This is a genomic window from Nocardioides sp. zg-1230 (assembly GCF_013155335.1).
Lineage (GTDB): Bacteria > Actinomycetota > Actinomycetes > Propionibacteriales > Nocardioidaceae > Nocardioides.
Window position 1 is genome coordinate 483,898 of the sequence record NZ_JABJQZ010000005.1, and the last position, 21,629, is coordinate 505,526.

The 21,629-nt window shown below is 70.4% G+C and carries 19 protein-coding genes; 12 read left to right on the top strand and 7 right to left on the bottom strand.

Annotated features, from left to right (window positions below; genetic code table 11):
• Positions 1-60: 60 nt before the first annotated feature.
• The 6 genes from HOO61_RS18120 to HOO61_RS18145 form a co-directional block, all read right to left on the bottom strand.
• Entirely contained in the window at positions 61-291 is a 231-nt protein-coding gene (locus HOO61_RS18120; RefSeq protein WP_172260959.1) for a hypothetical protein, read from the bottom strand.
• Positions 291-1,679, bottom strand: a complete 1,389-nt coding sequence (locus tag HOO61_RS18125; protein WP_172260961.1) for an alpha/beta fold hydrolase — start codon at positions 1,677-1,679, stop codon at positions 291-293. Before HOO61_RS18125 ends, HOO61_RS18120 begins: the two co-directional genes overlap by 1 nt.
• On the bottom strand, positions 1,676-2,173 hold the full coding sequence (locus tag HOO61_RS18130) for a GNAT family N-acetyltransferase (RefSeq protein WP_172260963.1): 498 nt from the start codon (positions 2,171-2,173) through the stop codon (positions 1,676-1,678). Before HOO61_RS18130 ends, HOO61_RS18125 begins: the two co-directional genes overlap by 4 nt.
• 181 nt (positions 2,174-2,354) lie before the next feature.
• A complete protein-coding gene (locus HOO61_RS18135; protein WP_172260965.1) occupies positions 2,355-4,886 on the bottom strand; it encodes an ABC transporter permease in 2,532 nt (843 codons plus the stop codon).
• Between the two features lie 3 nt (positions 4,887-4,889).
• Positions 4,890-5,750: an ABC transporter ATP-binding protein gene (locus tag HOO61_RS18140; RefSeq protein ID WP_172260967.1), complete on the bottom strand. Its 861-nt coding sequence runs from the start codon at positions 5,748-5,750 to the stop codon at positions 4,890-4,892.
• A gap of 125 nt (positions 5,751-5,875) precedes the next feature.
• The gene (locus HOO61_RS18145; RefSeq protein ID WP_172260969.1) at positions 5,876-7,375 is read right to left on the bottom strand and encodes an MFS transporter; all 1,500 of its coding nucleotides are present in this window, start codon (positions 7,373-7,375) and stop codon (positions 5,876-5,878) included.
• Positions 7,376-7,661: 286 nt separating this feature from the next.
• On the opposite strand from HOO61_RS18145, the gene HOO61_RS18150 reads away from it, so the two are divergent.
• The 8 genes from HOO61_RS18150 to HOO61_RS25015 all read left to right on the top strand — a co-directional run bounded on the left by HOO61_RS18150 (position 7,662) and on the right by HOO61_RS25015 (position 18,885).
• Positions 7,662-9,092 (top strand): MFS transporter, encoded by a 1,431-nt coding sequence (locus tag HOO61_RS18150; RefSeq protein WP_301539079.1) that lies wholly within the window; start codon positions 7,662-7,664, stop codon positions 9,090-9,092.
• Between the two features lie 77 nt (positions 9,093-9,169).
• Entirely contained in the window at positions 9,170-11,479 is a 2,310-nt protein-coding gene (locus tag HOO61_RS18155; RefSeq protein ID WP_172260973.1) for a UvrD-helicase domain-containing protein, read from the top strand.
• Between the two features lie 161 nt (positions 11,480-11,640).
• Positions 11,641-12,315 (top strand): N-acetyltransferase, encoded by a 675-nt coding sequence (locus HOO61_RS18160; RefSeq protein ID WP_172260975.1) that lies wholly within the window; start codon positions 11,641-11,643, stop codon positions 12,313-12,315.
• A 346-nt stretch (positions 12,316-12,661) separates the two neighbouring features.
• Positions 12,662-14,176, top strand: coding sequence for a hypothetical protein (locus tag HOO61_RS18165; RefSeq protein ID WP_172260977.1), 1,515 nt, complete (start codon positions 12,662-12,664; stop codon positions 14,174-14,176).
• Between the two features lie 18 nt (positions 14,177-14,194).
• Positions 14,195-14,551 carry a hypothetical protein gene (locus HOO61_RS18170; protein WP_172260979.1) on the top strand — a complete coding sequence of 119 codons (357 nt, stop codon included), beginning with the start codon at positions 14,195-14,197 and terminating at the stop codon, positions 14,549-14,551.
• A gap of 250 nt (positions 14,552-14,801) precedes the next feature.
• Entirely contained in the window at positions 14,802-17,636 is a 2,835-nt protein-coding gene (locus tag HOO61_RS18175) for an aconitate hydratase (RefSeq protein ID WP_172260981.1), read from the top strand.
• Complete coding sequence (locus HOO61_RS18180; protein WP_172260983.1) at positions 17,633-18,229, top strand: hypothetical protein; 597 nt, start codon at positions 17,633-17,635, stop codon at positions 18,227-18,229. Before HOO61_RS18175 ends, HOO61_RS18180 begins: the two co-directional genes overlap by 4 nt.
• 17 nt (positions 18,230-18,246) lie before the next feature.
• Entirely contained in the window at positions 18,247-18,885 is a 639-nt protein-coding gene (locus HOO61_RS25015) for a DUF3105 domain-containing protein (RefSeq protein ID WP_172260985.1), read from the top strand.
• A 16-nt stretch (positions 18,886-18,901) separates the two neighbouring features.
• On the opposite strand, the gene HOO61_RS18190 is transcribed toward HOO61_RS25015, so the two are convergent.
• Complete coding sequence (locus HOO61_RS18190; RefSeq protein ID WP_172260987.1) at positions 18,902-19,738, bottom strand: alpha/beta fold hydrolase; 837 nt, start codon at positions 19,736-19,738, stop codon at positions 18,902-18,904.
• A 148-nt stretch (positions 19,739-19,886) separates the two neighbouring features.
• On the opposite strand from HOO61_RS18190, the gene HOO61_RS18195 reads away from it, so the two are divergent.
• Genes HOO61_RS18195 through HOO61_RS18210 form a run of 4 tightly spaced genes read left to right on the top strand, consistent with a single transcriptional unit; the run spans position 19,887 to position 21,625 of the window.
• Positions 19,887-20,192, top strand: coding sequence for an MTH1187 family thiamine-binding protein (locus HOO61_RS18195; protein WP_172260989.1), 306 nt, complete (start codon positions 19,887-19,889; stop codon positions 20,190-20,192).
• Positions 20,182-20,586: a YjbQ family protein gene (locus HOO61_RS18200; protein WP_172260991.1), complete on the top strand. Its 405-nt coding sequence runs from the start codon at positions 20,182-20,184 to the stop codon at positions 20,584-20,586. Before HOO61_RS18195 ends, HOO61_RS18200 begins: the two co-directional genes overlap by 11 nt.
• A 3-nt stretch (positions 20,587-20,589) precedes the next feature.
• Positions 20,590-21,174 carry a GNAT family N-acetyltransferase gene (locus HOO61_RS18205; protein WP_216659059.1) on the top strand — a complete coding sequence of 195 codons (585 nt, stop codon included), beginning with the start codon at positions 20,590-20,592 and terminating at the stop codon, positions 21,172-21,174.
• A gap of 34 nt (positions 21,175-21,208) precedes the next feature.
• Entirely contained in the window at positions 21,209-21,625 is a 417-nt protein-coding gene (locus HOO61_RS18210) for a hypothetical protein (RefSeq protein ID WP_216659060.1), read from the top strand.
• The last annotated feature ends 4 nt before the right edge of the window (positions 21,626-21,629 follow it).

Sequence of the window (21,629 nt, forward strand, 5' to 3'; positions counted from 1 at the left end):
GAACAGAGCCGAAGTCGCGGCCTTCGCCCGGTTCGGTGACGGGCCCCGCGGCCGAGTCGGTCACTGGGCCGCCCGGCAATCGAGCCGGTCCAGGACGGTCAGCACGTCGGCGCGCTCCACGGGTTCTCGGGCGGTGACGATGAGCAGGCCGGCAGCCTCGTCGACGTCGCAGAAGCTGACACCGGGCAGGTTGCCCACCTGTCGCTCGACTGCTTCGCCGACACCTGTGGCCGGCGGGTCTTGGAGGCGGAACATCACGGTCCCGACGAAGGCCCGCGGGGTGTTGCGCATCATTGCGACCCTCCGCGCTGGTGCGGGTCGGCCGTCCGGGCGTTGTGGGTGAGGGCGGTGATGATGCGTGGCCAGGCGGCAGGGGGCAGGTCGTGCCCCATCCCTTCGACCAGCTCGAGTCGTGCGCCGGGGATGGCGGCGGCGGTCGCCCGCCCGCCGGAGGGGTGGCACATGCGGTCGGCGGTGCCGTGGATGACTACCGTCGGAACCGTCAGGCTCGCGAGCGCGGAGGTGCGATCGGACGCGGTGCGTACCGCTCGGTGCTGCCTGGTCCGTCCGTCGCCGGCGTCGGGGTCGCGACCGAACGCCGCTCTCGTCGCCCGACGAACTTCGTCGAGGTCCTGGTCGAGACCGGTAGACCCGACAGTCTCGAAGATTCGCACGCGGCGTTCGACGGCTTCCTCCTCGGTGCGCGGCCGGCGTGCGATGAGGTGGCGAAGGAGCACGGGCGAGGTGCGCCCCTTCCCGCGCTGCCCGGTGGTGGACATCATCGAGGCGAGTGAGGCCACGCGGTTCGGGTGCCGAATCGCGATCAGTTGCGCCACCATGCCCCCGAGCGAGGCACCGACGACGTGTGCGGTCGCAACGCCGAGGTGGTCGAGGAGCCCGACTGCGTCGTCGGCCATGTCGTCGAGGGTGTACCTGGCACCGGGCAGGTGGGTGGACCGGCCAGCGTCGCGGTTGTCGAACCGGACGACGTGGAACCCGTGATCTGCCAGCTGGCGGCAGAACGCGTCGGGCCAGTGCACCAGCTGGAAGCCCAGCCCCATGACGAGCAGCATCGTGGGTGACGTCGGGTTGCCGAAGGTCTGGTAGCACACGGTGACGTCTCCGACGTCTGCGAAGCGCTCCGGGCTGGGACCGTTGGGGAGCTCGCGTCTCCAGGCCAGGGCGGTGGTCGGCTCGTCGCCGGCCAGGTAGGGCGTGGCGGTGTCACTCGGGTGGTAGCCCAGTGCAGTCCAGAACGGGTCGGCGAACGTGGCGTTGGTGGCCACGATGGTGGCCCGCAGCCGCTGCACCTCGGGCCAACGGGCCACCCATTCGAGCAGCAGCTCGTGCGTGCGACGGCCGATCCCGCGTCCCTGGTAGGCCGAATGGGTCTGCAGGAGTCCGATGTGTGCGGTGTGGTCGTCCGGCCAGCCGCGGAGGACGTCGACGACGGCTACGAGCGCACCCGTGTCGTTGTACGCCCCGAGCACCGCCTTGTGCGCGGCGGGTAGCCCGGGTGGGCGGGTGGTGAGCAGCTCGGCTGCCGCGTGCGGGGGTGTCGCTGTGCCCGTGACGCGGCGTGCATAGTGCGGGTCTGCGTCCAGGAGCGCCTGCACGGCCTGGGTGTCGCGCTGGTCGAGCTGTCGCAGGGTCAGCTGCGGCTTTTCGGTGGCGGTCATGCACGGTCCTGGAGGTAGCGGGTGTAGGCGTCCGGTCGCCAGGCGGCGACCATCTTGGTGCGAAGCGTGGCTCCCAGGCGCTGGTAGAAGCGCTGGCCGGCGTCGTTGTCCTGGTTCACGCCCCAGGTGATGAGTGACTTGTCGGGGCGCACGTGCTCGGCGAGGGCCGTCATGAGCATGCCGCCGATGCCGCGGTCGCGCACCTGAGGGCGGACGTAGAGGTCGTCCATGGCGAAGATGTCGTGGCCCTGCCACAGGTTGAGCTGCCGGGTGCCGCTGACGTACCCGAGGGGCTGCTCGGCTGCGACGGCGAGGAGGACCACGACCGACGGGTCGGCGAGCATGCGCCGCCAGTCCTCGAGGCTGGCGTGGACGGCGTCGGCGGAGTTCTCGTGCGTGGCGAGCTCGAGGAGCAGGGTCCGAACGTCGTGGGCGTCCTCGGGGCCGGCGCGGCGGATGGTGATGGTGGCGGTGGCGTCCGACTGGTTGGTCATGGCTGTGCTCCTGTGCAGTGTGTGGATGTCGGGGTTGGATCGGGGTGGTGTCGACTCAGGGTGGTGTCGACTCTGCGTGAGGTGGGCCTGGTGTGGCGCCTGGAGGAACGCCGGGTTCTGCACCCGTGGGGGCATGTGCGGTGGGTGCAGAACCCGGCTGCATGGGGGCTGGCGGGCGCGGTCATTCGCGGATGGCGGTCAACACCTCCAGACGGGCTGCGCGGCGTGCGGGCGCCAGTCCACCGACGACGCCGACCACGAGGGCCACGGCGGCGACGAGCGCAAGCCCGGTCGTGGGAACCTGCAGGTGCAGGTCACCGCCTTGGGCGATGGCGCGCACGAACAGGGCACTGGTGGCGACTCCGACGGTGGTCCCGACGAGCAGCCCGGCGACCGCGATGAGCAGGGACTCGGTGCGGATCATGGTGCGCAACTGCCGACGGGTCATCCCGACGGCACGGAGCAGGCCGAGCTCTCGGGTGCGTTCGATGATGGACAGCGCCAGCGTGTTGGTGATGCCGAGCATGGCGATGAGCACGGTGAGCATCAGCACGGCGGTGATCAGCGTGAGGATGCCGTCCAGGGACGCGGTGCGGGCCTCGGCCGCGCTGGCCTGGTCGCGTACTTCGACCGTCGGCATGGCCTCGAGCGCGTCCTCGAGCGCGGTCTGCGCCTCATCGACCGTGGTGCCCGAGCTGGGGCGCACGAGCAGGGTGGCGTCCACGCGCTCGGTGAACCAGTCGCGGTAGCTGGCGAGCGAGACGAGGTAGTCGGTGCTCAGCGCCTTCGCGTCGTCGTCGTCGATGAGCCCGACGACGGGCACCTCGACGGTGCCGGTGCGGGCGAACGTCATGGCGAGGCTGTCGCCGACTCCGAGGCCGCGCTCGGCCGCCTGGCGCTCGGTGATGACCACTCCGTCGGTCAGGCCGGTCAGGCTGCCCTCGACCATGTCGACATCGGTCACGTCACCGATCGTCGCGGGGTCGAGCGCGGTGAGCGCGCGGGTGGCGCCGGCGTCCTTCCAGTGCCCGAACCGCAGCGGCGAGACCGTGCCGACCTCATCCAGGCCTTCGATCTTCTTCAGGGTCGCCGGCTCGAGGCCGCCGAGCATCTCACCGCGTGCGCTCTCCACGACCAGCTCGGCCGTGATGGCCTCGTCGAAACCGGACTGCAGAGCAGCGCGGACCGAGGCTCCGACGACGGAGACGAACACCACCAGCGCGAGGCTGAGCGCCAATGCCATCACGGTCGCTCCGGTGCGTCGCGGTGCTCGTCGGGCAGCTTCTCGAGCCAGGCCAGCGGGCACCCCACGGCCGGTGAGAGCGCTCAGCCCGCGCCCGATGTGGTGCACCACGGCGGGCGCGACCACCGGGGCGAGGGCGACCAGTCCGGCCACCAGGGCGGCCGTGCCGGCGCCCAGTGTCGGCATCGACTCGGTGGCCCCACCGACGCTGAGCGCGGCGACTCCCACGGCCGTGAACGTGACGCCCACGCCGGCGCGGATGCGGCCCCGACCGCCGGTGGTGCCGAGGGCACCCTCGCGCATGGCCATCACAGGTGAGATGCGGGATGCGCGTCGGGCGGCACCGAACGCGGCGATGAACGTGACGACCACTCCGACCGCCAATGCGACGATCAGGGTGCGGGCCGACAGAACGGTGGGGCCGTCGGGGACGGTGGCGCCGGCGGCGTCCAGCAAGGCGCGCAGCCCGATGGCGGCCACGAGTCCGGCTCCGGTCCCGGCAACGGCTCCGGCCACGCCAAGGACGGTGGCCTCGCCGAGGATGGACGTCATGACCTGACGGCCGGTGGCTCCGGCCGCACGCATGACCGCAAGCTCCCGGGTGCGTTGTGTGACCAGCACCGAGAACGTGTTGGCGATGAGGAACGCACCGATCACCAGCGCGGCTCCGGCCAGCGCGAGCAGTGCGCCGGTGATGAAGCCGAGCTGAGACTTGGCGGCCGCCGCACTGGCGGCGGCCGTGTCCTGGCTGGCGGCCACGTCGACGTCCGTGCCGAGCTTGGCGCGGAGGTCCTCAGCCACACCCGAGGTTGCGGTGGCGTCGGCTGCGATGACGTCGATCTGGGAGATGCCGTCACCGAGCCGCAGGAGACGCTGCGCGGTGGACAGGCTGGTGAGGGCGACGGTGGTGTCGGGCAGCCCGTCTGCCTCACCGAAGCCGACCAACCCGACCACGCGAAGGTCGGCCTCACGGTCGGCCTGGACGCGAACCGTGTCACCGACGGTGATGTCGTGCGCGGTCGCGGTGGCTGCGTCGATGACGACCTCGTCAGACTGCGCGGGTGCGTGACCGTCGCGGAGGGTGAACCCGTCGACTCCGGTCCACGAGGTGAGCATCGAGGGACCTGCCGGAACGATCGCCTTGCCGTCAGCGATGAGGAGTCCGGTTCCCTTGACGACGGGGATGGCGCGACCGACGCCGGGAAGCGAGGCGGCGCGGGTCGTCAGCTCGGCGTCGAGGGGGTCGCGTTCGACCTCGACGCCCATGGCGGCGTCGAAGGCGACGGCGTCGCGGATGACGATGTCAACCTCGGTGCTGGCGTCGCGGAACTGGTCGTCGAACACCTCTCGGGACGTGTCCGTCAGCACGAGGGTGCCGACGACGAAGGTGACGCCGAGGGTGATGGCAGCGAAGGTGAGCAGCAGCCGCCCGCGGTGGGCCATCGTCTGCTTGACGACGAGTCGGAGCATGGGTCAGCCCTCCTGGATGGAGCCGGAACCGAAGTCGGAGCCGGCGTGGGGATCGGGGTTGGCGTCGGGGTGGGGGTGCTCGTCGGTGTCGAGCTGGAGCATCCGGTCAGCGATGGCGGAGGCTGTGGGGTCGGTGATCTCTTCGATGACGCGTCCGTCGGTGAGGAGCACGACCCGGTCGGCGTGGGCGGCGGCCAGCGGGTCGTGGGTGACCATGACGATGGTCTGGCCGAGGTCGTCGCAGGCGTCGCGGAGGAAGCGCAGCAGAGCCTGCCCGTGCCGGGTGTCGAGGTTTCCGGTCGGTTCGTCGGCGAACACGATCTCGGGGCGGGTGACCAGGGCCCTGGCGACGGCGACTCGCTGCTGCTGACCTCCGGAGAGCTCGGAGGGGCGGTGGTGCAACCGCTCCCGCAGTCCAAGGGTGTCGACCAGTCGGGCCATCCAGTTGGGGTCTGCGCGCCGTCCTGCCAGGTCGAGCGGGAGGGTGATGTTCTCCTGCGCGGTGAGGGCGGGAAGCAGGTTGAAGCTCTGGAAGACGAACCCGAACCGGTCGCGGCGCAGCAACGTGCGCTGCCGCTCGCCGAGGGCGGTGAGGTCGGTGTCTCCGATGAGTACCTGCCCGGCGTCGAGGACGTCGAGACCGGCGAGGGCGTGCATCAGGGTCGACTTGCCGGACCCGGACGGACCCATGATGGCGGTGAAGGTTCCGGTGCGGATGTCGAGGTCGGCACCGTCGAGCGCCTTCACGGCCGCCGGTCCGGTCCCGTAGGTCTTCACGAGGCCGCGGGCGCGTACCGCTACCGACGCGGTCGGGGCAGCGGCTTGGTCGGCTTGGGTGGCGCGGGTGTTGAGCAGGTTGGTCATGGGTGGCTCCTTGGTTGGTGGCCGGGTGCCGGCCGGGTGAGGACGTCGCAGGTTCGGGGGCCTCAGCCTCGGTTTCCCCGGCGCCTGGTCGCGCCGGGGAAATCGCCGGGTCCGTGGCTTCCGGCTCAGTGGCCGTGGCCCTGGCTGATGGGGGCCTGCTCGGGGTCGTGGGCGGGCAGCCGGAAGGTCGGGATGAGCAGGACAACGAGACCGATGGCGACGGCGAGGAACGCGTCCTGGCTGCCGGACGTGATGCCCGCGCGGGTGGTGAGGTCGCCGGCGACCGCGGTCAGGGATGCCACACCGAGCGCGGCACCGATCTCGTGGCCGGTCATCATCAGTCCCGACGCGAGACCCGACTGCTCGGGCGCGACGTCGCTCATCGCCGCAACGGAGATGGCGACGAACATCGGACCGACGCCGAGGCCGAGCAGCGCGAAGCCGGGAAGCACGTCGCTCAGGTAGGAGGGGTCGGAGTCGACGAACGAAAGGACCAGGGCCCCAGCGGTGGCGATCAGCAGGCCCACGCCAATGAGCTTCTTTGCCCCGACGTGCGGCAGGACCTTCGATGCGACGGCCGCGCTGACGGTGATGAAGGCAGCCAGCGGGAGGAACTGCAGGCCGGTGACGAGGGCGGACGAGCCGAGCACCTGCTGCAGGTATAGCGAGCTGAGGAAGATGGCACCGACGACGGCTCCGGTGACGCCCGCCATGACGGTGGATGCCGACACCAGGGACCGGATGTGCCACGTGGCGGGCGGGACGATGGGGCTCTCGACCTTGCGCTCGTTGACGATGAACCCGGACAGCAGGAGACTCGCCAGGCCAGCGGCCGCGAGCGTGTGAGGTGCCGTCCAGCCGTGGCTGGTGGTGGACTCCACCGCGTACACAAGGGTGAGCAGGCCGCTCACCAGGAGCGCTGCTCCGGACAGGTCAAGCTGACGGCGCCCGGCGGCAGCGGTGGGCGCGAGACGGACCTTGGCCAGGACACCGGCGGCGACGGCGACGCCGATGGGGACGTTGATGAAGAACACGGCGCGCCAGTCGAAGGCGGTGGTGAGGATGCCGCCGAACAGGACACCGGCGGCGATGCCCATGCTGGCGACGGTGCCCCACAGGGCGAGGGCGGTGGCCCGCTGGCGGCCTGAGTAGGTGGCCATCACGATGGACATGGCTGCCGGGGTGAGCAGGGCCGCGCCAGCGCCTTGGGCGCCGCGGGCCGCGATGAGGGTGAGTGCGGTGTCGGCGAAGCCGGCGGTGAGGGAGCCGGCGGTGAACAGGGTGAGGCCGTTGAGGAACACGCGGCGTCGGTTGAAGAGGTCGGCGACGCGTCCGCCGAGCAGGAGGAACCCGCCGCTGAGCAGGACGTAGGCGCTGATCAGCCACTGGTAGTTGCTCGAGGACAGGTGCAGGTCGGTGGCGATGCTGGGCAGGGCCACGTTCACGACGCTGACGTCGAGCACGACCATGATCTGTGCGGCCAGCATGAACGCGAGCACCGTCCAGGGCCGCCGCACAGCTGGTGCGTCGTGGTCGGGGGCTTCGTGGTGTGGGCTGGCGTGGTGGCCGGCTTGCGCGTCGTGTGCGGGCGGCGACGCCGTCGTCGAGTGATGCGAGTGGCTCATGGCGTTCTCCTCGGGAAGGTGATGCCGGCTCGGTGATGCCGGCGACCCGAGCGTCCTTCCGGAGGCGGGTGGCTCGCGCCGGGAGTTCCGCCGGGTTGTCTCGGGTTGGGGCGCCGGCACCGACGCCGGCGTTCAGAGCCCCACGCGAGCTGACGGCCTAGCGAGGAGCGTCAGCGGGGGTGCGCCGCGGAACGCCAGGGGCGCAATCCCGGCGATCTTCCCGGTGCGACGAGGGGCCCTCGCCGCGATCGTTGACGAAGACGACTCCACGACCGAGGTGACAGCCATGACCACCAGCACGACCCGTCCCGCCACCTCCCCCGATGCACCTCTCACCAGCGGGGGCTCTAGCCCGAGCACTCGCCGCGGCGGGCCCAGCCGGTCCCGCCGGAGGGCCGCCCTAGCGTTGCTGGTCTCGGCCCAGTTCGTGGTCATGCTCGACACGTCGATCGTCAATGTGGCGCTGCCGTCGATCCAGGCGTCGCTGTCGCTGAGTGCGAGCAGCTTGAGCTGGGTGGTGAACGCCTACGTGCTGACCTTCGGCGGGCTTCTCCTGCTCTGCGGCCGCGTCGCCGACCAGGTCGGCAGGCGGCGCATGTTCACCATCGGATCGGCCCTGTTCACCGTGGGCACACTGGCCGCAGCGACCGCTGCCGGCGAGTGGATGCTCGTCGCCGGCAGGATCGTGCAGGGTGCTGGAGCAGCGTGTCTGAGCCCGGCTGCGATGGCGCTGCTCCTCGTCAACTTCCCGGGCGCGCACCGGGCACGGGCGATGAGTCTGTGGGGCGCCGCATCGACGCTGGGTGGCGCCACCGGAGTCGCCGCAGGCGGACTGCTGGCCGGCACGTTCGGCTGGTCATCGGTCTTCCTGGTCGCCGTCCCGGTATCCCTGCTGGCCGTCGTCATGGCCGGGCGCGTCCTCGACGACAGCCAGCAGCGCGCCAGCCACGACTTCGACCTCCGTGGTGCCGTGAGCATCACCGGAGCCGTCGTCGCGCTTGTGCACGGGGCACTCGCCCTCGCGTCGGGCAACTGGAAAGAGTTCGTTACCGTCGGAGTTGCAGTTCCCGTCGCGCTCGCGGCCGTGTTCATCCGAGCAGAGCGCCGCGCACCCGAACCCTTGGTGCCCCTCGACCTGTTCAGCTCCCGGACGCTGAGGATCGGCGTCGCCCTCGCCGTCTTCGGCGGAGCCGCCCGAGCTTCGACGTTCGTACTCGTCGCGCTCTACCTCCAGCAGGCACTCGCGATGTCTCCCGAAGCCGGTGGACTGGCCATGGTCCCCACGTCCCTGACCGGGTTCGTCGTGTCGCTCGTGCTCTTGCCCCGCGTCCTGCGTCGATTTGGGCCCCTCTGGAGCCTGGTCGCCGGGCTTCTGGTTCTCGCGATCGGACACCTGTGGCTGGCTCTCGAGCCTGCCGGGTCCGGCTACGCGGTTGGCGTGTTGCCCGGGCTGCTGTTCGTGGCGACCGGCGTCGCCCTCAGTTTCACCCCCACCACCATGGTGATCGCGGCCGCCATCAGCGAATCGCACTCCGGCCTCGCTTCGGGTCTGGCCAGCAGCGCCACCCAGGTCGGCGCCGCACTCGGCACAGCGGCGTTTACCACCATCGCGTTGGAGAATCGGAGCTCCGGGTTTCCCGCCGCCTTCACCGCCGCCGCGGTCGTCGCGCTCACCACCGCGTTACTCGGCGCCCTCGCACGCGAGAACCGCCGCTAGCCCTCGCCTGTCGCCTGACCACCCGAACGGGTCGCGACGACCCGCACCTGTCCGCATCGCCGACGAGGACCACGCCTATGCCCCAGCCACCGAGTCACCAAGCCGTCTCCGATCCCTCGAAGGAGGACACTGCGGACAGCCCCCTGGCCGGACCCGACGAGGCTCGCACCAAGCCGCGTTCGCGGATCATCGCCGCGGAGCAATCTGCGATCGACAACGCCTACCGACTTCTCGACGAACAGCGTCACATCGCCCGACACGCGCTAGCCGCGTCCCTGCTCAACCGCGGCACCGGCACTCCGCAGTCGCTCACCGAACGTGACGCCATCGTGTCCCAGCAGGAGGCCCGTGTTCGCACGCTGGAGGCTATGGAGCACCAGCTCGTGTTCGGAAGGATCGACCGACCTCACGCGCGCAGCTACATCGGGCGCATCGGGTTGCGAGATTCGCGACGCGACAGCGCCGTGCTTGACTGGCGTGCCGACGCTGCCGCACCGTTCTACGCCGCTACGGCAGCGGATCCGCAGGGGCTGCTGCTTCGCCGTCGGCTGCGCGTCGTGGACCGAAGCGTCACCGACGTCCACGACGACATCGTCGCGCCCGGCCACGAAAAGCGTGAGGACGTCCTCCCGGACGCCGCCGACGCTGCGATCCTGGCCGCAGCCCAACGACCACGCACTGGACGAATGGCTGACATCGTCAACACCATCCAGGCCGAGCAGGACGCCGCCATACGTGCCCCACTGGCCGGCATCCTCGTGGTCGACGGACCACCCGGAACTGGGAAGACGGTCGTGGCACTGCACCGGGTCGCGTACCTGCTGCACCGTCACCGCGACTACCTCGAACGACACGGCGTCCTCATCGTCGGCCCCGGATCGAAGTTCCTCGACTACATCTCTCACGTCTTGCCCGGACTCGGCGAGACCAGCGTCACCGCTGCGACCGTCCAGGACCTCTACCCCGTCCGCGAGCCTCTCGGCGACGACACAGCCCAGGTGGCCGCTCTCAAGGGAAGCGAGGAGATGATGCCGGTACTGCGGGCCGCCGTCGACAGCCAGTACCGGGTCCCCACCGCACCCATCCCGCTCGAGGTGGACGGCACGACCGTGTGGCTGCGCCCCGACGCAGTCCGCGCCGCTCAACAGCGAGCCCGGGACACCGGCGAGCCCCATAACCAAGCACGCGACCAGTACTCCAGCGCGGTCTTGGACGATCTGATCGACCAGATGCGCAGGTTGGACGAGCCAGTCGGCGGTGACGCCCGCGTGCGTCGTCTCCTCGCGGCGTCCCCAGACGTACGCCGTGAGGTGAACCTGTGCTGGATGCCCCGCACCCCAGAACAGCTCCTCGAGCGGCTGTACGCCGACGAAGGCTTCCGCAGGGACTGCACCGACTCATGGACGTCCGCGCAGCGTGTCCTCCTGCACCGCCCACGGGGTCGGTCGTGGACCCTCGCCGACATTGCACTCCTCGACCACCTCGCCGAGCTCCTTGGGCCGCTGCCGGCCACTACCGCCGAAGCTGCCGCCGCGCATGAGGTCGACACCGTCCGCGAAGAACTCACCGCCTACGCCGCGGACACGCTCCGTGTCGCGAACCTCGACGCAATGCTCACACCCGAGATGTTGGCTGCGCGCCACGCCCCCTCTCCGAGGCAGACGACCACAGACGATCCGGTGTGGGACACCTTTGGACACGTCGTCGTGGACGAAGCGCAAGACCTCTCGCCGATGCAATGGCGCATGATCGCCCGCCGATGCCCGTCCAAGTCCATGACCATCGTCGGCGACCCGCACCAGACAACCTCGCCGGCCGCGAGCAAACAATGGGTCCCGCTGAACACGTCGGCTGCCGGCCGGACGCGGCGACACCGCCTGAGCGTCAACTATCGCGTCCCCGGCAGGGTGATGGATGCGGCGATGCAAGTACTCGCAGCACACGTTCACGCTCCTGAGAAAGTCCGGTCCCTTCGCCCCGGCACGCCTCCGCGCTATGTGGAATGCCGGGGCTGCGATGATGCGGCGCTTGTGCGCCGAGGCGCTGACGTGGCACAGCGGTTGGCACGTACATCGCCCGGAAGCGTCGCCCTCGTGTTGCCGCCCGGCCTCGCCTGCACCGACGAGACTCTCACCACCGAGGGCGGCAGCCACCTACCCAACGTGAGCCTGATGTCGGCAACTGAGGTCAAGGGGCTGGAGTTCGACCACATGGTCCTGGTCGAACCTCACCTCCTCGCGCACGATCCGGCACTACGCAGCCGCATGCTCTACATCTGCCTGACCCGAGCCACCCAAACTGTCACCCTCGTCCACCGTCGACTACTCCCCGCAGAACTCCTCACCGCCGGGAACAGACACACCCAGTTCCTCGACGTCCCCCAGTGACGACATCTACCCACGGAAAGCCTGACGTGACCTCACGACCTCACATCCCTGCCATGCCTCCGGTGCCGGCTCACGAGCCCAGCCCCACATGTCGCGACGGGGCACTGCAACACCTCATCGAACGCGGGACGCCTAGCGACGCTGACGCGATCGCCACGGCCTTGGCTGATGCGTTCCTCAACTACCCGTTCACCGACTGGATGGTTCCAGCCGACAACAGGGAGGGGCGCCTACGCGGGTTGTTCTCGCTCACCGTCGGCCGCGTCGGCATCCCCTACGGCGACACCTTCGTCGCACGGTGTGCAGCTCAGGGGCGAGGGCGCGAGATCGTCGGCGCCGTGGTGGGGATTCCCGCCAGCGGTGTGCCTGACGAGGTCTGGGCTTCCATGGCACCCGCCGAGGAAGCGCTGCTCGCACACCGTGCCGAGGCGAGCGCCCATGCCGACCAAGCAATGCGCCGCCTACGTCCGACCGAACCTCACTACACAATCGCCACCATCGGCGTCGCCGGCCACCACCGGCGCCGGGGTCTTGCCGAGGCCCTGCTCGAGCCGGTGCTTGCCGCAGCGGACGACCAGGCGCTTCCGGCCTACCTGGAGACCTCGAGCGCCAGCAATGTCAGGTTGTACGAGCGCGTTGGTTTCACCGTGCTGGACGTAGTAGATCTGCCGGACGGCGGCCCGACCGTATGGGCCATGGCCCGCCACTCGGACGAATCCAGGTCACATGGCAACTGGAAACGTCCCAAGACCACCGATGGTGCATTTGGGACGATTGCGCAGCTCAGACGCGGAGCAACGGGCACAACGCCGTGGTCGGCTCTGAACGAGCGCTAAGTTCTAGTAGAGCTCAACCTGGCGCCGAGCGGTCACTGTGGTTCGCGATGCCAGTGCGGTTGGCCGCAGTCGTTTGCGACCCTCGGAGGCCGATTGCAGGAGGGCGCGGTTTGGGCGCGCTTTGATTAGCAACGGCCCGCAATCGGCCCCCGACGCCAGCAACGCCTGAAGTCGGCATCGCTGCAGGTCAGCGGCCACTTTCGGCCGATGGCCACAGCCGGCCGCAAAGTTCCGCAATCCCGCCTAACGTCGCCGGTGTGTTCCCGATGACGCACCACGTCGAGTGCGTGGCCCTGCTCGAGAGAACCGGCCCCGGGCAGTCCTGACGTCGAACTAGGATCGCGCGGTGCGCCTGGTCTCGGCAGTCCTCGGCTTCGCCCTGAGGAAGATGGGTGCGCTCCTCGCGGTCGTCCTGGCACTGTTCCTCGGCTTCCTGCTGGTCCAGGCCGCGGTGCCTGCGATCAAGGAGGCCGTCACTGACCGCGAGCGGCTGCAGCAGGTGGCCTCCGAGCGTGCCACGCTCGAGGGCGACCTGCAGGAGCTCAGGGCCGACCTCGCGGAGGCCCAGCGCGAGGAGGTCGCCTCGGTGCAGGCCACCCTCGACGCCGAGGTCGTCGCGCTGGGCGACCGGGTGTCGGACCAGCGGTCCGACGTCGAAAGCAAGCTCGAGGAACGTGACGAGTGCAGTCGCCTCCGAGAGCTCGTCGAGGACCTGCCCCTGGTGCCCAACACGTGCGACCTCAAGGAGCGTGCCGCTGAGTCGGCACAGGAGGCACTGGAGACGCTCGAGGCGAGCCTCGCCCGGGCGGAGGCCAGTGCGGCGGTGCTGCGCGATCCCGACCTGACTCCCCAGCAGAAGCTGGAGCGGGTCGGCGCCAACGGTGCCTTCTCATCGTCGGAGCGCGAGATCGACGCCACCGAGTCGGAGCTCGCCCAGAAGCAGGCGGAGGAGCGCAGCCTGGAGCAGACGCAGGGGTCCGGGGTCGGGTGGGTCGTCGACCAGTGGGCCCGGTCGTGGCGGTGGCTGGCTGCCATCGCCCTGCTCGTGCTCCTCGTGCCCCCGGTGCTGAAGACCGTCAGCTACTTCCTGCTCATGCCGATCGTCCACCGGGCGCACCGGCCGATCCACCTGGCCGACGACAGGGATGGCGCCCCGGAGGGCGACGCCGGCGTGCTTCGGACCTCGGACGCCGAGCGGACGCTGACGGTGGAGCTCGGCCCCGGTGAGGTCCTGTCCGCGCGCTCGGAGCACGTGAGGCCGGTGCAGGGCCGGATCCGCAGCCACCTGCTCTACGACTGGTCGTCGCCGTTCATCAGCTACGCGGCCGGGCTCCACGGCCTGAGCCGGGTCACGGGTGGCGAACGCGTCACCACGGCGACGCTGGCGACCCCGGACGACCCGGACTCGTACCTGATGCGCATCGACTTCTCCGACCATCCGGGTCTGGTCATGCGGCCGCGACACGTCGTGGGCGTGATCGGGACGCCGCAGCTGGAGACGCGGTGGCGGTGGGGCATCCTCGCCCTCGCCACGTGGCAGGTGCGCTACATCATGTTCGCCGGCACGGGCAGCCTGATCGTGCAGGGCAGTGGCGATGTCAAGGCCGACAACCCTCGGGGCGGGACCACCCGGATGGAGCAGCACCTCGTGATGGGCTTCGACTCCCGGTTGACCGTGGGCGTCAACCGGACCGAGGTGTTCTGGCCCTACTTGTGGGGCCGGACACCCCTGGTGGACGACGAGTTCGCCGGCTCGCACCCGCTCTTCTGGCAGAAGGCCAGCACGCAAGGTCCCAGCAACCCGGTCGCGCGGGCCTTCGACGCGTTCTTCTCGGCGTTCGGCAAGCTGCTGGGCTTCTGAGTCTGGCAAGGTGGCCGCATGGCCACCTACACGGTCAACCCGGCGGCCGTCGCGCACGCCCGCAAGCTGATCGACGCACGGCAGTACGTCCTCGACAGCGACTGGGGCGAGGTCCAGCCCCGGGCCGAGGCGGAGAACGCCTACCTCGAGCGTCACTCGTGGGACGACTACGCCGCGTGGCACCTCGGCCTGACCGAGGGCGCCAACGATGCGACCAAGGCGCGCTACGCGTTCGTCTACGGCGACCTCAGGCGCGTGCACCGCTCCGGCCTGATCGCCTGCGTCTACCGCGCGTCCGAGTGGCGGCACAAGGCGGTCGAGCTGGCCGCCCACGACCTGCTGCAGCGCCTCGACCAGATGGCCGGCATCGACTGACGGCTACGCCCGGACGAGCGTGCCCCTGCCTCCCGTTGAGGTGCAGGAGGGTGGGCACCGCCGGAGCCTACGGCCGCACGGGTGAGGACGCCGGGACACGCGGCGACGTACGGTTGGACCACCCCTCGACATCGTGTATCTTGACGTCGAGACAAGTTGACGCCGGAACTAAGGGTCCCCGCCTTCCCGCGCCTCAGGGTGCGACGGCAAGATGGATGCGAACCCGCGAACTCCCGAGGAGATGTGGCTGATGGCCAGTCAGGACAGCTTCGGTGCCAAGGGCACCCTGGACGTGGACGGACAGTCCTACGAGATCTACCGCCTCGACGCGGTGAAGGGTGAGGGCCTCGACGTCGAGAGCCTGCCCTTCTCGCTCAAGGTGCTGCTGGAGAACCTGCTCCGCACCGAGGACGGCGCGGACATCACCGAGGACCACATCAAGGCGATCGCCGGCTGGGACGCCAGCGCTGCTCCCGACCAGGAGATCCAGTTCACGCCGGCGCGCGTGATCATGCAGGACTTCACCGGCGTCCCCTGCGTCGTCGACCTCGCCACCATGCGCGAGGCGATGGCCGAGCTCGGCGGCGACGCCACCAAGATCAACCCGCTCGCCCCGGCCGAGATGGTCATCGACCACTCGGTCATCGCCGACGTCTTCGGCTCGGCCGACGCGTTCGAGCGCAACGTCGAGATCGAGTACGAGCGCAACCGCGAGCGCTACCAGTTCCTGCGCTGGGGCCAGGGCGCCTTCGACGACTTCAAGGTCGTCCCCCCGGGCACCGGCATCGTCCACCAGGTCAACATCGAGCACCTGGCCCGCGTGGTCATGGTCCGCGACGGCGTGGCCTACCCCGACACCTGCGTCGGCACCGACTCCCACACCACGATGGTCAACGGCATCGGCGTGGTCGGCTGGGGCGTCGGCGGCATCGAGGCCGAGGCCGCGATGCTCGGCCAGCCGGTGTCCATGCTCATCCCGCGCGTCGTTGGCTTCAAGCTCTCGGGCGAGCTGCCCGAGGGCTCCACCGCCACCGACCTGGTGCTGACCATCACCGAGATGCTCCGCGAGCACGGTGTCGTCGGCAAGTTCGTGGAGTTCTACGGCGAGGGCGTCTCCGCGCTGCCGCTGGCCAACCGCGCCACCATCGGCAACATGAGCCCGGAGTTCGGCTCGACCATCGCCGTCTTCCCGATCGACGACCAGACCGTCGACTACCTGCGGATGACCGGCCGGTCCGAGGAGCAGCTCGCGCTGGTCGAGGCATACGCCAAGGAGCAGGGCCTCTGGCACGACCCGAGCGCCGAGCCCCGCTACAGCGAGCGGCTCGAGCTCGACGTCTCCACCGTCGTCCCGTCGCTCGCCGGCCCGAAGCGTCCGCAGGACCGCGTCGAGGTCTCCGTGGCCAAGGACTCGTTCCGTGCCGCGCTGAAGGACTACGTCGACGAGGGCGACAACGACCCGGACGACGCCGCGAAGGCCTCGGGCTACGACGAGGCGGTCGAGGAGTCCTTCCCGGCCTCCGACTCGCCGAGCCACGAGGGCGGCAACGGCAAGCCCGTGCACGTCGACGCGCCGCACGACGCGGGTCGTCCGAGCAAGAAGACGAAGATCTCGCTCGACGGCCAGGAGGTCGAGATCGACCACGGTGCCGTCGTGATCGCCGCGATCACCTCGTGCACCAACACCTCCAACCCGAGCGTGATGATCGGTGCCGCGCTGCTGGCCAAGAAGGCCGTCGAGAAGGGCCTGTCCCGCAAGCCGTGGGTCAAGACCTCGCTCGCGCCCGGCTCCAAGGTCGTCTCCGACTACTACGAGCGTGCCGGACTGACCCCCTACCTCGACAAGCTCGGCTTCAACCTCGTCGGCTACGGCTGCACCACCTGCATCGGCAACTCCGGCCCCCTCATCCCCGAGGTGTCGGCGGCGGTCAACGAGGCCGACCTCGCGGTCGTCTCGGTGCTGTCCGGCAACCGCAACTTCGAGGGCCGGATCAACCCCGACGTGAAGATGAACTACCTCGCGTCCCCGCCGCTGGTCGTGGCCTACGCCCTCGCCGGCTCGATGGACGTCGACCTGTTCGGCGACCCGCTGGGCCAGGACACCGACGGCAACGACGTCTACCTCAAGGACATCTGGCCCAGCCCCCAGGAGGTCGAGGAGACGATCGCCCAGGCGATCACCTCCGACATGTTCGGCTCCTCCTACGCCGACGTCTTCAAGGGCGATGAGCGCTGGCAGTCGCTGCCCACCCCGGAGGGCAACACCTTCGAGTGGGACGCCGAGTCCACCTACGTACGCCGTCCTCCCTACTTCGACGGCATGCCGCAGGAGCCGGAGCCGGTCTCCGACATCGTCGGGGCCCGCGTCCTGCTCAAGCTGGGTGACTCGGTCACGACCGACCACATCAGCCCGGCCGGCGCCATCAAGAAGGACAGCCCCGCCGGGAAGTACCTGGCGGAGCACGGCGTCGAGCAGCGCGACTTCAACTCCTACGGCTCGCGCCGAGGCAACCACGAGGTCATGATCCGCGGCACGTTCGCCAACATCCGCCTGCGCAACCAGATCGCGCCGGGCACCGAGGGTGGCGTGACCAAGGACTTCACCAAGGACGGTGAGGTCACCAGCGTCTACGAGGCCAGCCAGAGCTACCAGGAGGCCGGCACGCCGCTGGTCGTCCTGGCCGGCAAGGAGTACGGCTCCGGCTCCTCGCGCGACTGGGCCGCCAAGGGCACCGCCCTGCTGGGTGTGAAGGCCGTCATCGCCGAGTCCTACGAGCGCATCCACCGCTCCAACCTGATCGGCATGGGCGTCATCCCGCTGCAGTTCCCCGACGGCAAGACCGCCGACGACCTGGGCCTCACCGGTGCCGAGATCATCTCGATCAGCGGCATCACCGAGCTCAACGACGGCAGCACGCCGAAGACCGTCACGGTCAAGGTGGAGCCGGCGCCCGGCACCGACCAGGCGCACGGCGAGGCCAGCGAGTTCGAGGCCACCGTCCGCATCGACACCCCGGGCGAGGCCAACTACTACCGCAACGGCGGCATCATGCAGTACGTCCTGCGCAACCTGCTGCGCGGATGACCGACCCTGCCGCCGACCCGGCGCAGGTGTGGCGCGGCCGCGTCCAGGGCCACCTGGACGCGGCCGGCCGCCCGCCGCTGGGCGGCATGGCCGACTGGGAGGTCTTCCCCTTCGAGCGCGACGGGCTCACCCCGAAGCCGCTGAGGGAGCGCGTCGTCCCCGAGCCGTCGCGCGACCGGTCGCCGGACGCGTGCGGCACCTGCAGGGCCCTGGGGCGTGACGAGCTCGTGCTGCACACCGGGTCCCGCCTCGCGGTGATCCGGCCCGGCGGCACCAGCCTGATGTTCGTCGCCAACGTGGTCGCCCGCCAGCACGAGCGGCTCGACGACCTCGACGAGGCCGCCGACGAGGAGCTCGGTCGGCTCGTCGCACGCACCTACCGCGCCCTGCGCGCCCTCCCGGGCGTCGGCAACGTGCAGGTGAGCAAGTGGGAGAACGGCGGCGGGCACCTGTCCGTCAACGTGCTCGCCCGCCCGCTCGGCGTCCTCGAGCTGCGCGGCTCCAACCTCCCGGTCTGGGCCGACATGCTGCCGAACATCCCGCAGGACGAGTACGACGAGCGCGCGGAGGCCGTGCGCACCGCGTTGTCGTGACTGGCTAGCCTGACGCGGTGAGCGACGCCGACACCCCGCCCGAGGCGTCGTACACGCCCGTCGAGGAGCGCCCGCGGCGCAGCCTGCCCCTGGTGCTCGCAGGCGTCGCCTCTGCGCTCGTGCTCGGCGCAGCGCTCGTCGCGCCGCTGGTCGACCGGGTGGTCCGCGGCGAGGAGCGGGCACAGCGCGCGCTCGACCTGACCCTGGTGGAGACCTGGGAGATCATCGACCGGTCCCACACCGAGGACGACCTGACCTACGAGCAGGACCCGCCGGCAGGGGGCGCCCACGCACCCGTCTGGCTGGCGTGCGGTGTCTACGACGAGCCGGTGCGCGAGGAGAACGCCGTCCACGACCTCGAGCACGGCACCGTGTGGATCACGCACGACCCCGAGCTGTCCGAGGACGACCGCGCCGCGCTGGCCGCGCAGCTGCCCGACAACGGCATCATGTCGCCCCGCGACGACCTGCCCTCGCCCGTTGTCGTGACCGTGTGGGGCGCACAGCTGCGGCTCGACGGCGCGGACGACCGGCGCCTCGGCCTGTTCCTCGAGGAGTACGGCGACGGGCACACCGCCCCGGAGTACGGCGTGAGCTGCCAGGGCGGCACCCCCGACCCCCAGGGCGGGGTGCCCGAGCAGGGCACCGACGCCTGAGAGCCGGGGCGCAGCCTCAACGCGCGAGGAACTCCAGGAGCGCCCGGTTGAACTCGTCGGCGTGGCTGACGTTGAAGCCGTGCGGCGCGTCCTGGACGACGACGAGCTCCGAGCCCGCGATCGCCTCGTGGGTGCGCTTGCCCGAGCCCTCGAACGGGACTGTGGCGTCGCTGGCGCCGTGGATGACGAGGGTGGGGACGGTGACCTGCGTGAGGTCGTCGCGGAAGTCGGTCGTGCCGAAGGCCTCCATGCACCCCAGGGCGGCCGTCTGGTCGCTCTGGTGGCACAGCGCGATGGCCTCCTGGCGCTGCTCCTCGGTGACCTTGAGCTCGCCGTCGGCAGAGAAGAAGTCCTGCGTGAAGCCGTCGAAGAACGTCGTCCGGTCCTCCTCGAGACCCTTCGTCATCTCCGCCGCGGCCTCCTCGGTGAGGGGGCCGTCGGGGTTGTCGTCGCTCTTCATCAGGTACGGCGGGACGGCGGCCGCGAACACGACCGAGTGCAGCCGGTCCTGTCCGTGCCGGGCGATGTAGCGGGCGACCTCACCGCCGCCCATCGAGAAGCCGACGAGCGTGACGTCGGCGAGGTCGAGCTCGGAGAGGATGCCGTCGAGGTCGTCGGCGAGGGTGTCGTAGTCGTAGCCTTTGGACGGCTTGTCACTGCGCCCGAAGCCGCGGCGGTCGTAGGCGACGACCCGGTAGCCGGCCGCGCTCAGCGGGCCGACCTGCTCGCTCCAGGACTCGCCGGACAGGGGCCAGCCGTGGATGAGGACGACGGGTCGGCCGCTGCCGCCCGAGTCCTCGACGTGGACCTTGGTGGAGCTCAGCAGGCCGGAGCTTGCGGTGACGTCAGGCACGCGGTGTCCCTTCGTTGGGGCCCTCTGCGGGAGGACCGTTCCCTTGTCCTTCGAACGTAGGCACGGGCTCAGATGGGTCGTTCCACCCGTCGGGGTGCCCCAGTGGGCAGGACGGAGCGCCGCACGCGGCGTGCCCTAGCGTGGCAGCATGATCGTCGCCTTTTCCCTCTCGCCCATGTCCAGCGACCCGACCGGCTCGGTGACCGACGCGGTGGCCGCGGCCGTCCGCGTCGTACGCGAGTCCGGGCTGCCCCACGAGACCAACGCGATGTTCACCAACATCGAGGGGGAGTGGGACGAGGTGATGGCCGTGGTCAAGCAGGCCGTCGACGCGGTCGCGGCCGTGTCCCCGCGGGTCGGACTGGTGCTGAAGGCCGACATCCGCCCCGGGTACGACGGCCAGCTGACCGCGAAGGTGGAGCGGATCGAGGAGGCGCTGCGCGATGCACAGTGAGACCCGCACCTACCGCACCGGCGGGGAAGAGGTCGTGCTCGACCTGACCCAGGACGCGGTCGAGTTCGTCGACGGACGTGGCGACGGCCTGCTCCAGGTCTTCGTGCCCCACGCGACCGCCGGCATCGCGGTGATCGAGACGGGTGCCGGGTCGGACGACGACCTGCTGGCGACGCTGCGCGACCTGCTGCCCCTCGACGACCGGTGGCGCCACCGCCACGGCTCGCCGGGCCACGGTCGTTCGCACGTCATGCCCGCGATCGTGCCGCCGCACTGCACCGTCCCGGTGCTCGGTGGCCGGCTCGCGCTCGGCACGTGGCAGAGCATCTGCCTGGTGGACCTCAACGTGGACAACGACGAGCGCCAGGTGCGCTGGTCGTTCCTCGCGGGGTGAGCGGTGGCCATCGAGATCGAGATCCGCGAGGCCGACGACGTCGACACCCCGGCCGTGGAGGCGGTCGTCGAGGCCGCCTTCGGAGAGCAGGGCACCGCGGTCAACGACGTGATGGCGCGGCTGCGCGGCGTCGACGACATGGCCGTGGAGCTCGTGGCCGAGTCGGACGGCGAGGTCGTCGGCACGGTCGCCCTCTCCCGGGCCTGGCTGGACGCCCGGGAGCGGCTCGTCGACGTCCTCGTCCTGAGCCCCCTTGCGGTGGCGCCCGACCACCAGCGGGCGGGGATCGGCGGCCGGTTGCTCGCCGAGGTCCCGGCCGCGGCCGAGGAACTCGGCGCACCCCTGGTCTTCCTCGAGGGCGCCCCTGGCTACTACGGTCGTCACGGCTGGAGCGCGGCATCGGCCCACGACCTCGAGCGTCCGTCGCGTCGGATCCCCGAGCCCGCCTGTCAGGTGCTCCTTCTGAGCGGGCACGAGCCGTGGATGACCGGTCGGCTGGTCTACCCCGACGTCTGGTGGAGGCTCGACCTCGTCGGTCTGCGCGACCCCGACCTCGCCGAGATCGAGGAAGCACTCGGCTCGGCTTGACGCAGGTCGAACACACGTTCGATAGACTGGACGGGTGTTCCCCGCCCCGCAGCCCCGCCAACGGCCCACCCCGCCGCCGGGGCACCGCGGCGTCGCGCCCCCCGGCTGGCCGCGCCAGGTGCGGCCGCCGGAAGCGCCCGACTGGGAGGCGACCGCGGCCAGCTGGCTGCTCGACCTGTGCCCGCCCGACTATCGCCGCTTCTCCGGCCTGCGGCGCCACGTCGTCGTCCTGGCCCGCTTCGCCGTGCTCCACGTCGAGGCCCAGCAGCTGGCCACCAGGCGCGGGCTGAGCGAGATCCGCGGCGACCTCAAGGACGTGGCCGACGAGGCGGTCGTCCTCGCAGCGGTGCAGACCTTCCAGCTCGAGGACGCCCGCCTGATGGCCGTACGCCGCGAGGTGGGGCTCGTCGAGGACGCGCTACGCGGTCGGCGCTACCGGGTGCGGATGTGAACGC

Excerpts from the sequence above, each read along its gene's own strand:
- HOO61_RS18120 (WP_172260959.1), bottom strand. The coding sequence starts at position 291 with ATGCGCAACACCCCGCGGGCCTTCGTCGGGACCGTGATGTTCCGCCTC.
- HOO61_RS18125 (WP_172260961.1), bottom strand. The coding sequence starts at position 1,679 with ATGACCGCCACCGAAAAGCCGCAGCTGACCCTGCGACAGCTCGACCAG.
- HOO61_RS18130 (WP_172260963.1), bottom strand. The coding sequence starts at position 2,173 with ATGACCAACCAGTCGGACGCCACCGCCACCATCACCATCCGCCGCGCC.
- HOO61_RS18135 (WP_172260965.1), bottom strand. The coding sequence starts at position 4,886 with ATGCTCCGACTCGTCGTCAAGCAGACGATGGCCCACCGCGGGCGGCTG.
- HOO61_RS18140 (WP_172260967.1), bottom strand. The coding sequence starts at position 5,750 with ATGACCAACCTGCTCAACACCCGCGCCACCCAAGCCGACCAAGCCGCT.
- HOO61_RS18145 (WP_172260969.1), bottom strand. The coding sequence starts at position 7,375 with ATGAGCCACTCGCATCACTCGACGACGGCGTCGCCGCCCGCACACGAC.
- HOO61_RS18150 (WP_301539079.1), top strand. The coding sequence starts at position 7,662 with ATGACCACCAGCACGACCCGTCCCGCCACCTCCCCCGATGCACCTCTC.
- HOO61_RS18155 (WP_172260973.1), top strand. The coding sequence starts at position 9,170 with ATGCCCCAGCCACCGAGTCACCAAGCCGTCTCCGATCCCTCGAAGGAG.
- HOO61_RS18170 (WP_172260979.1), top strand. The coding sequence starts at position 14,195 with ATGGCCACCTACACGGTCAACCCGGCGGCCGTCGCGCACGCCCGCAAG.
- HOO61_RS18175 (WP_172260981.1), top strand. The coding sequence starts at position 14,802 with ATGGCCAGTCAGGACAGCTTCGGTGCCAAGGGCACCCTGGACGTGGAC.
- HOO61_RS18180 (WP_172260983.1), top strand. The coding sequence starts at position 17,633 with ATGACCGACCCTGCCGCCGACCCGGCGCAGGTGTGGCGCGGCCGCGTC.
- HOO61_RS18195 (WP_172260989.1), top strand. The coding sequence starts at position 19,887 with ATGATCGTCGCCTTTTCCCTCTCGCCCATGTCCAGCGACCCGACCGGC.
- HOO61_RS18200 (WP_172260991.1), top strand. The coding sequence starts at position 20,182 with ATGCACAGTGAGACCCGCACCTACCGCACCGGCGGGGAAGAGGTCGTG.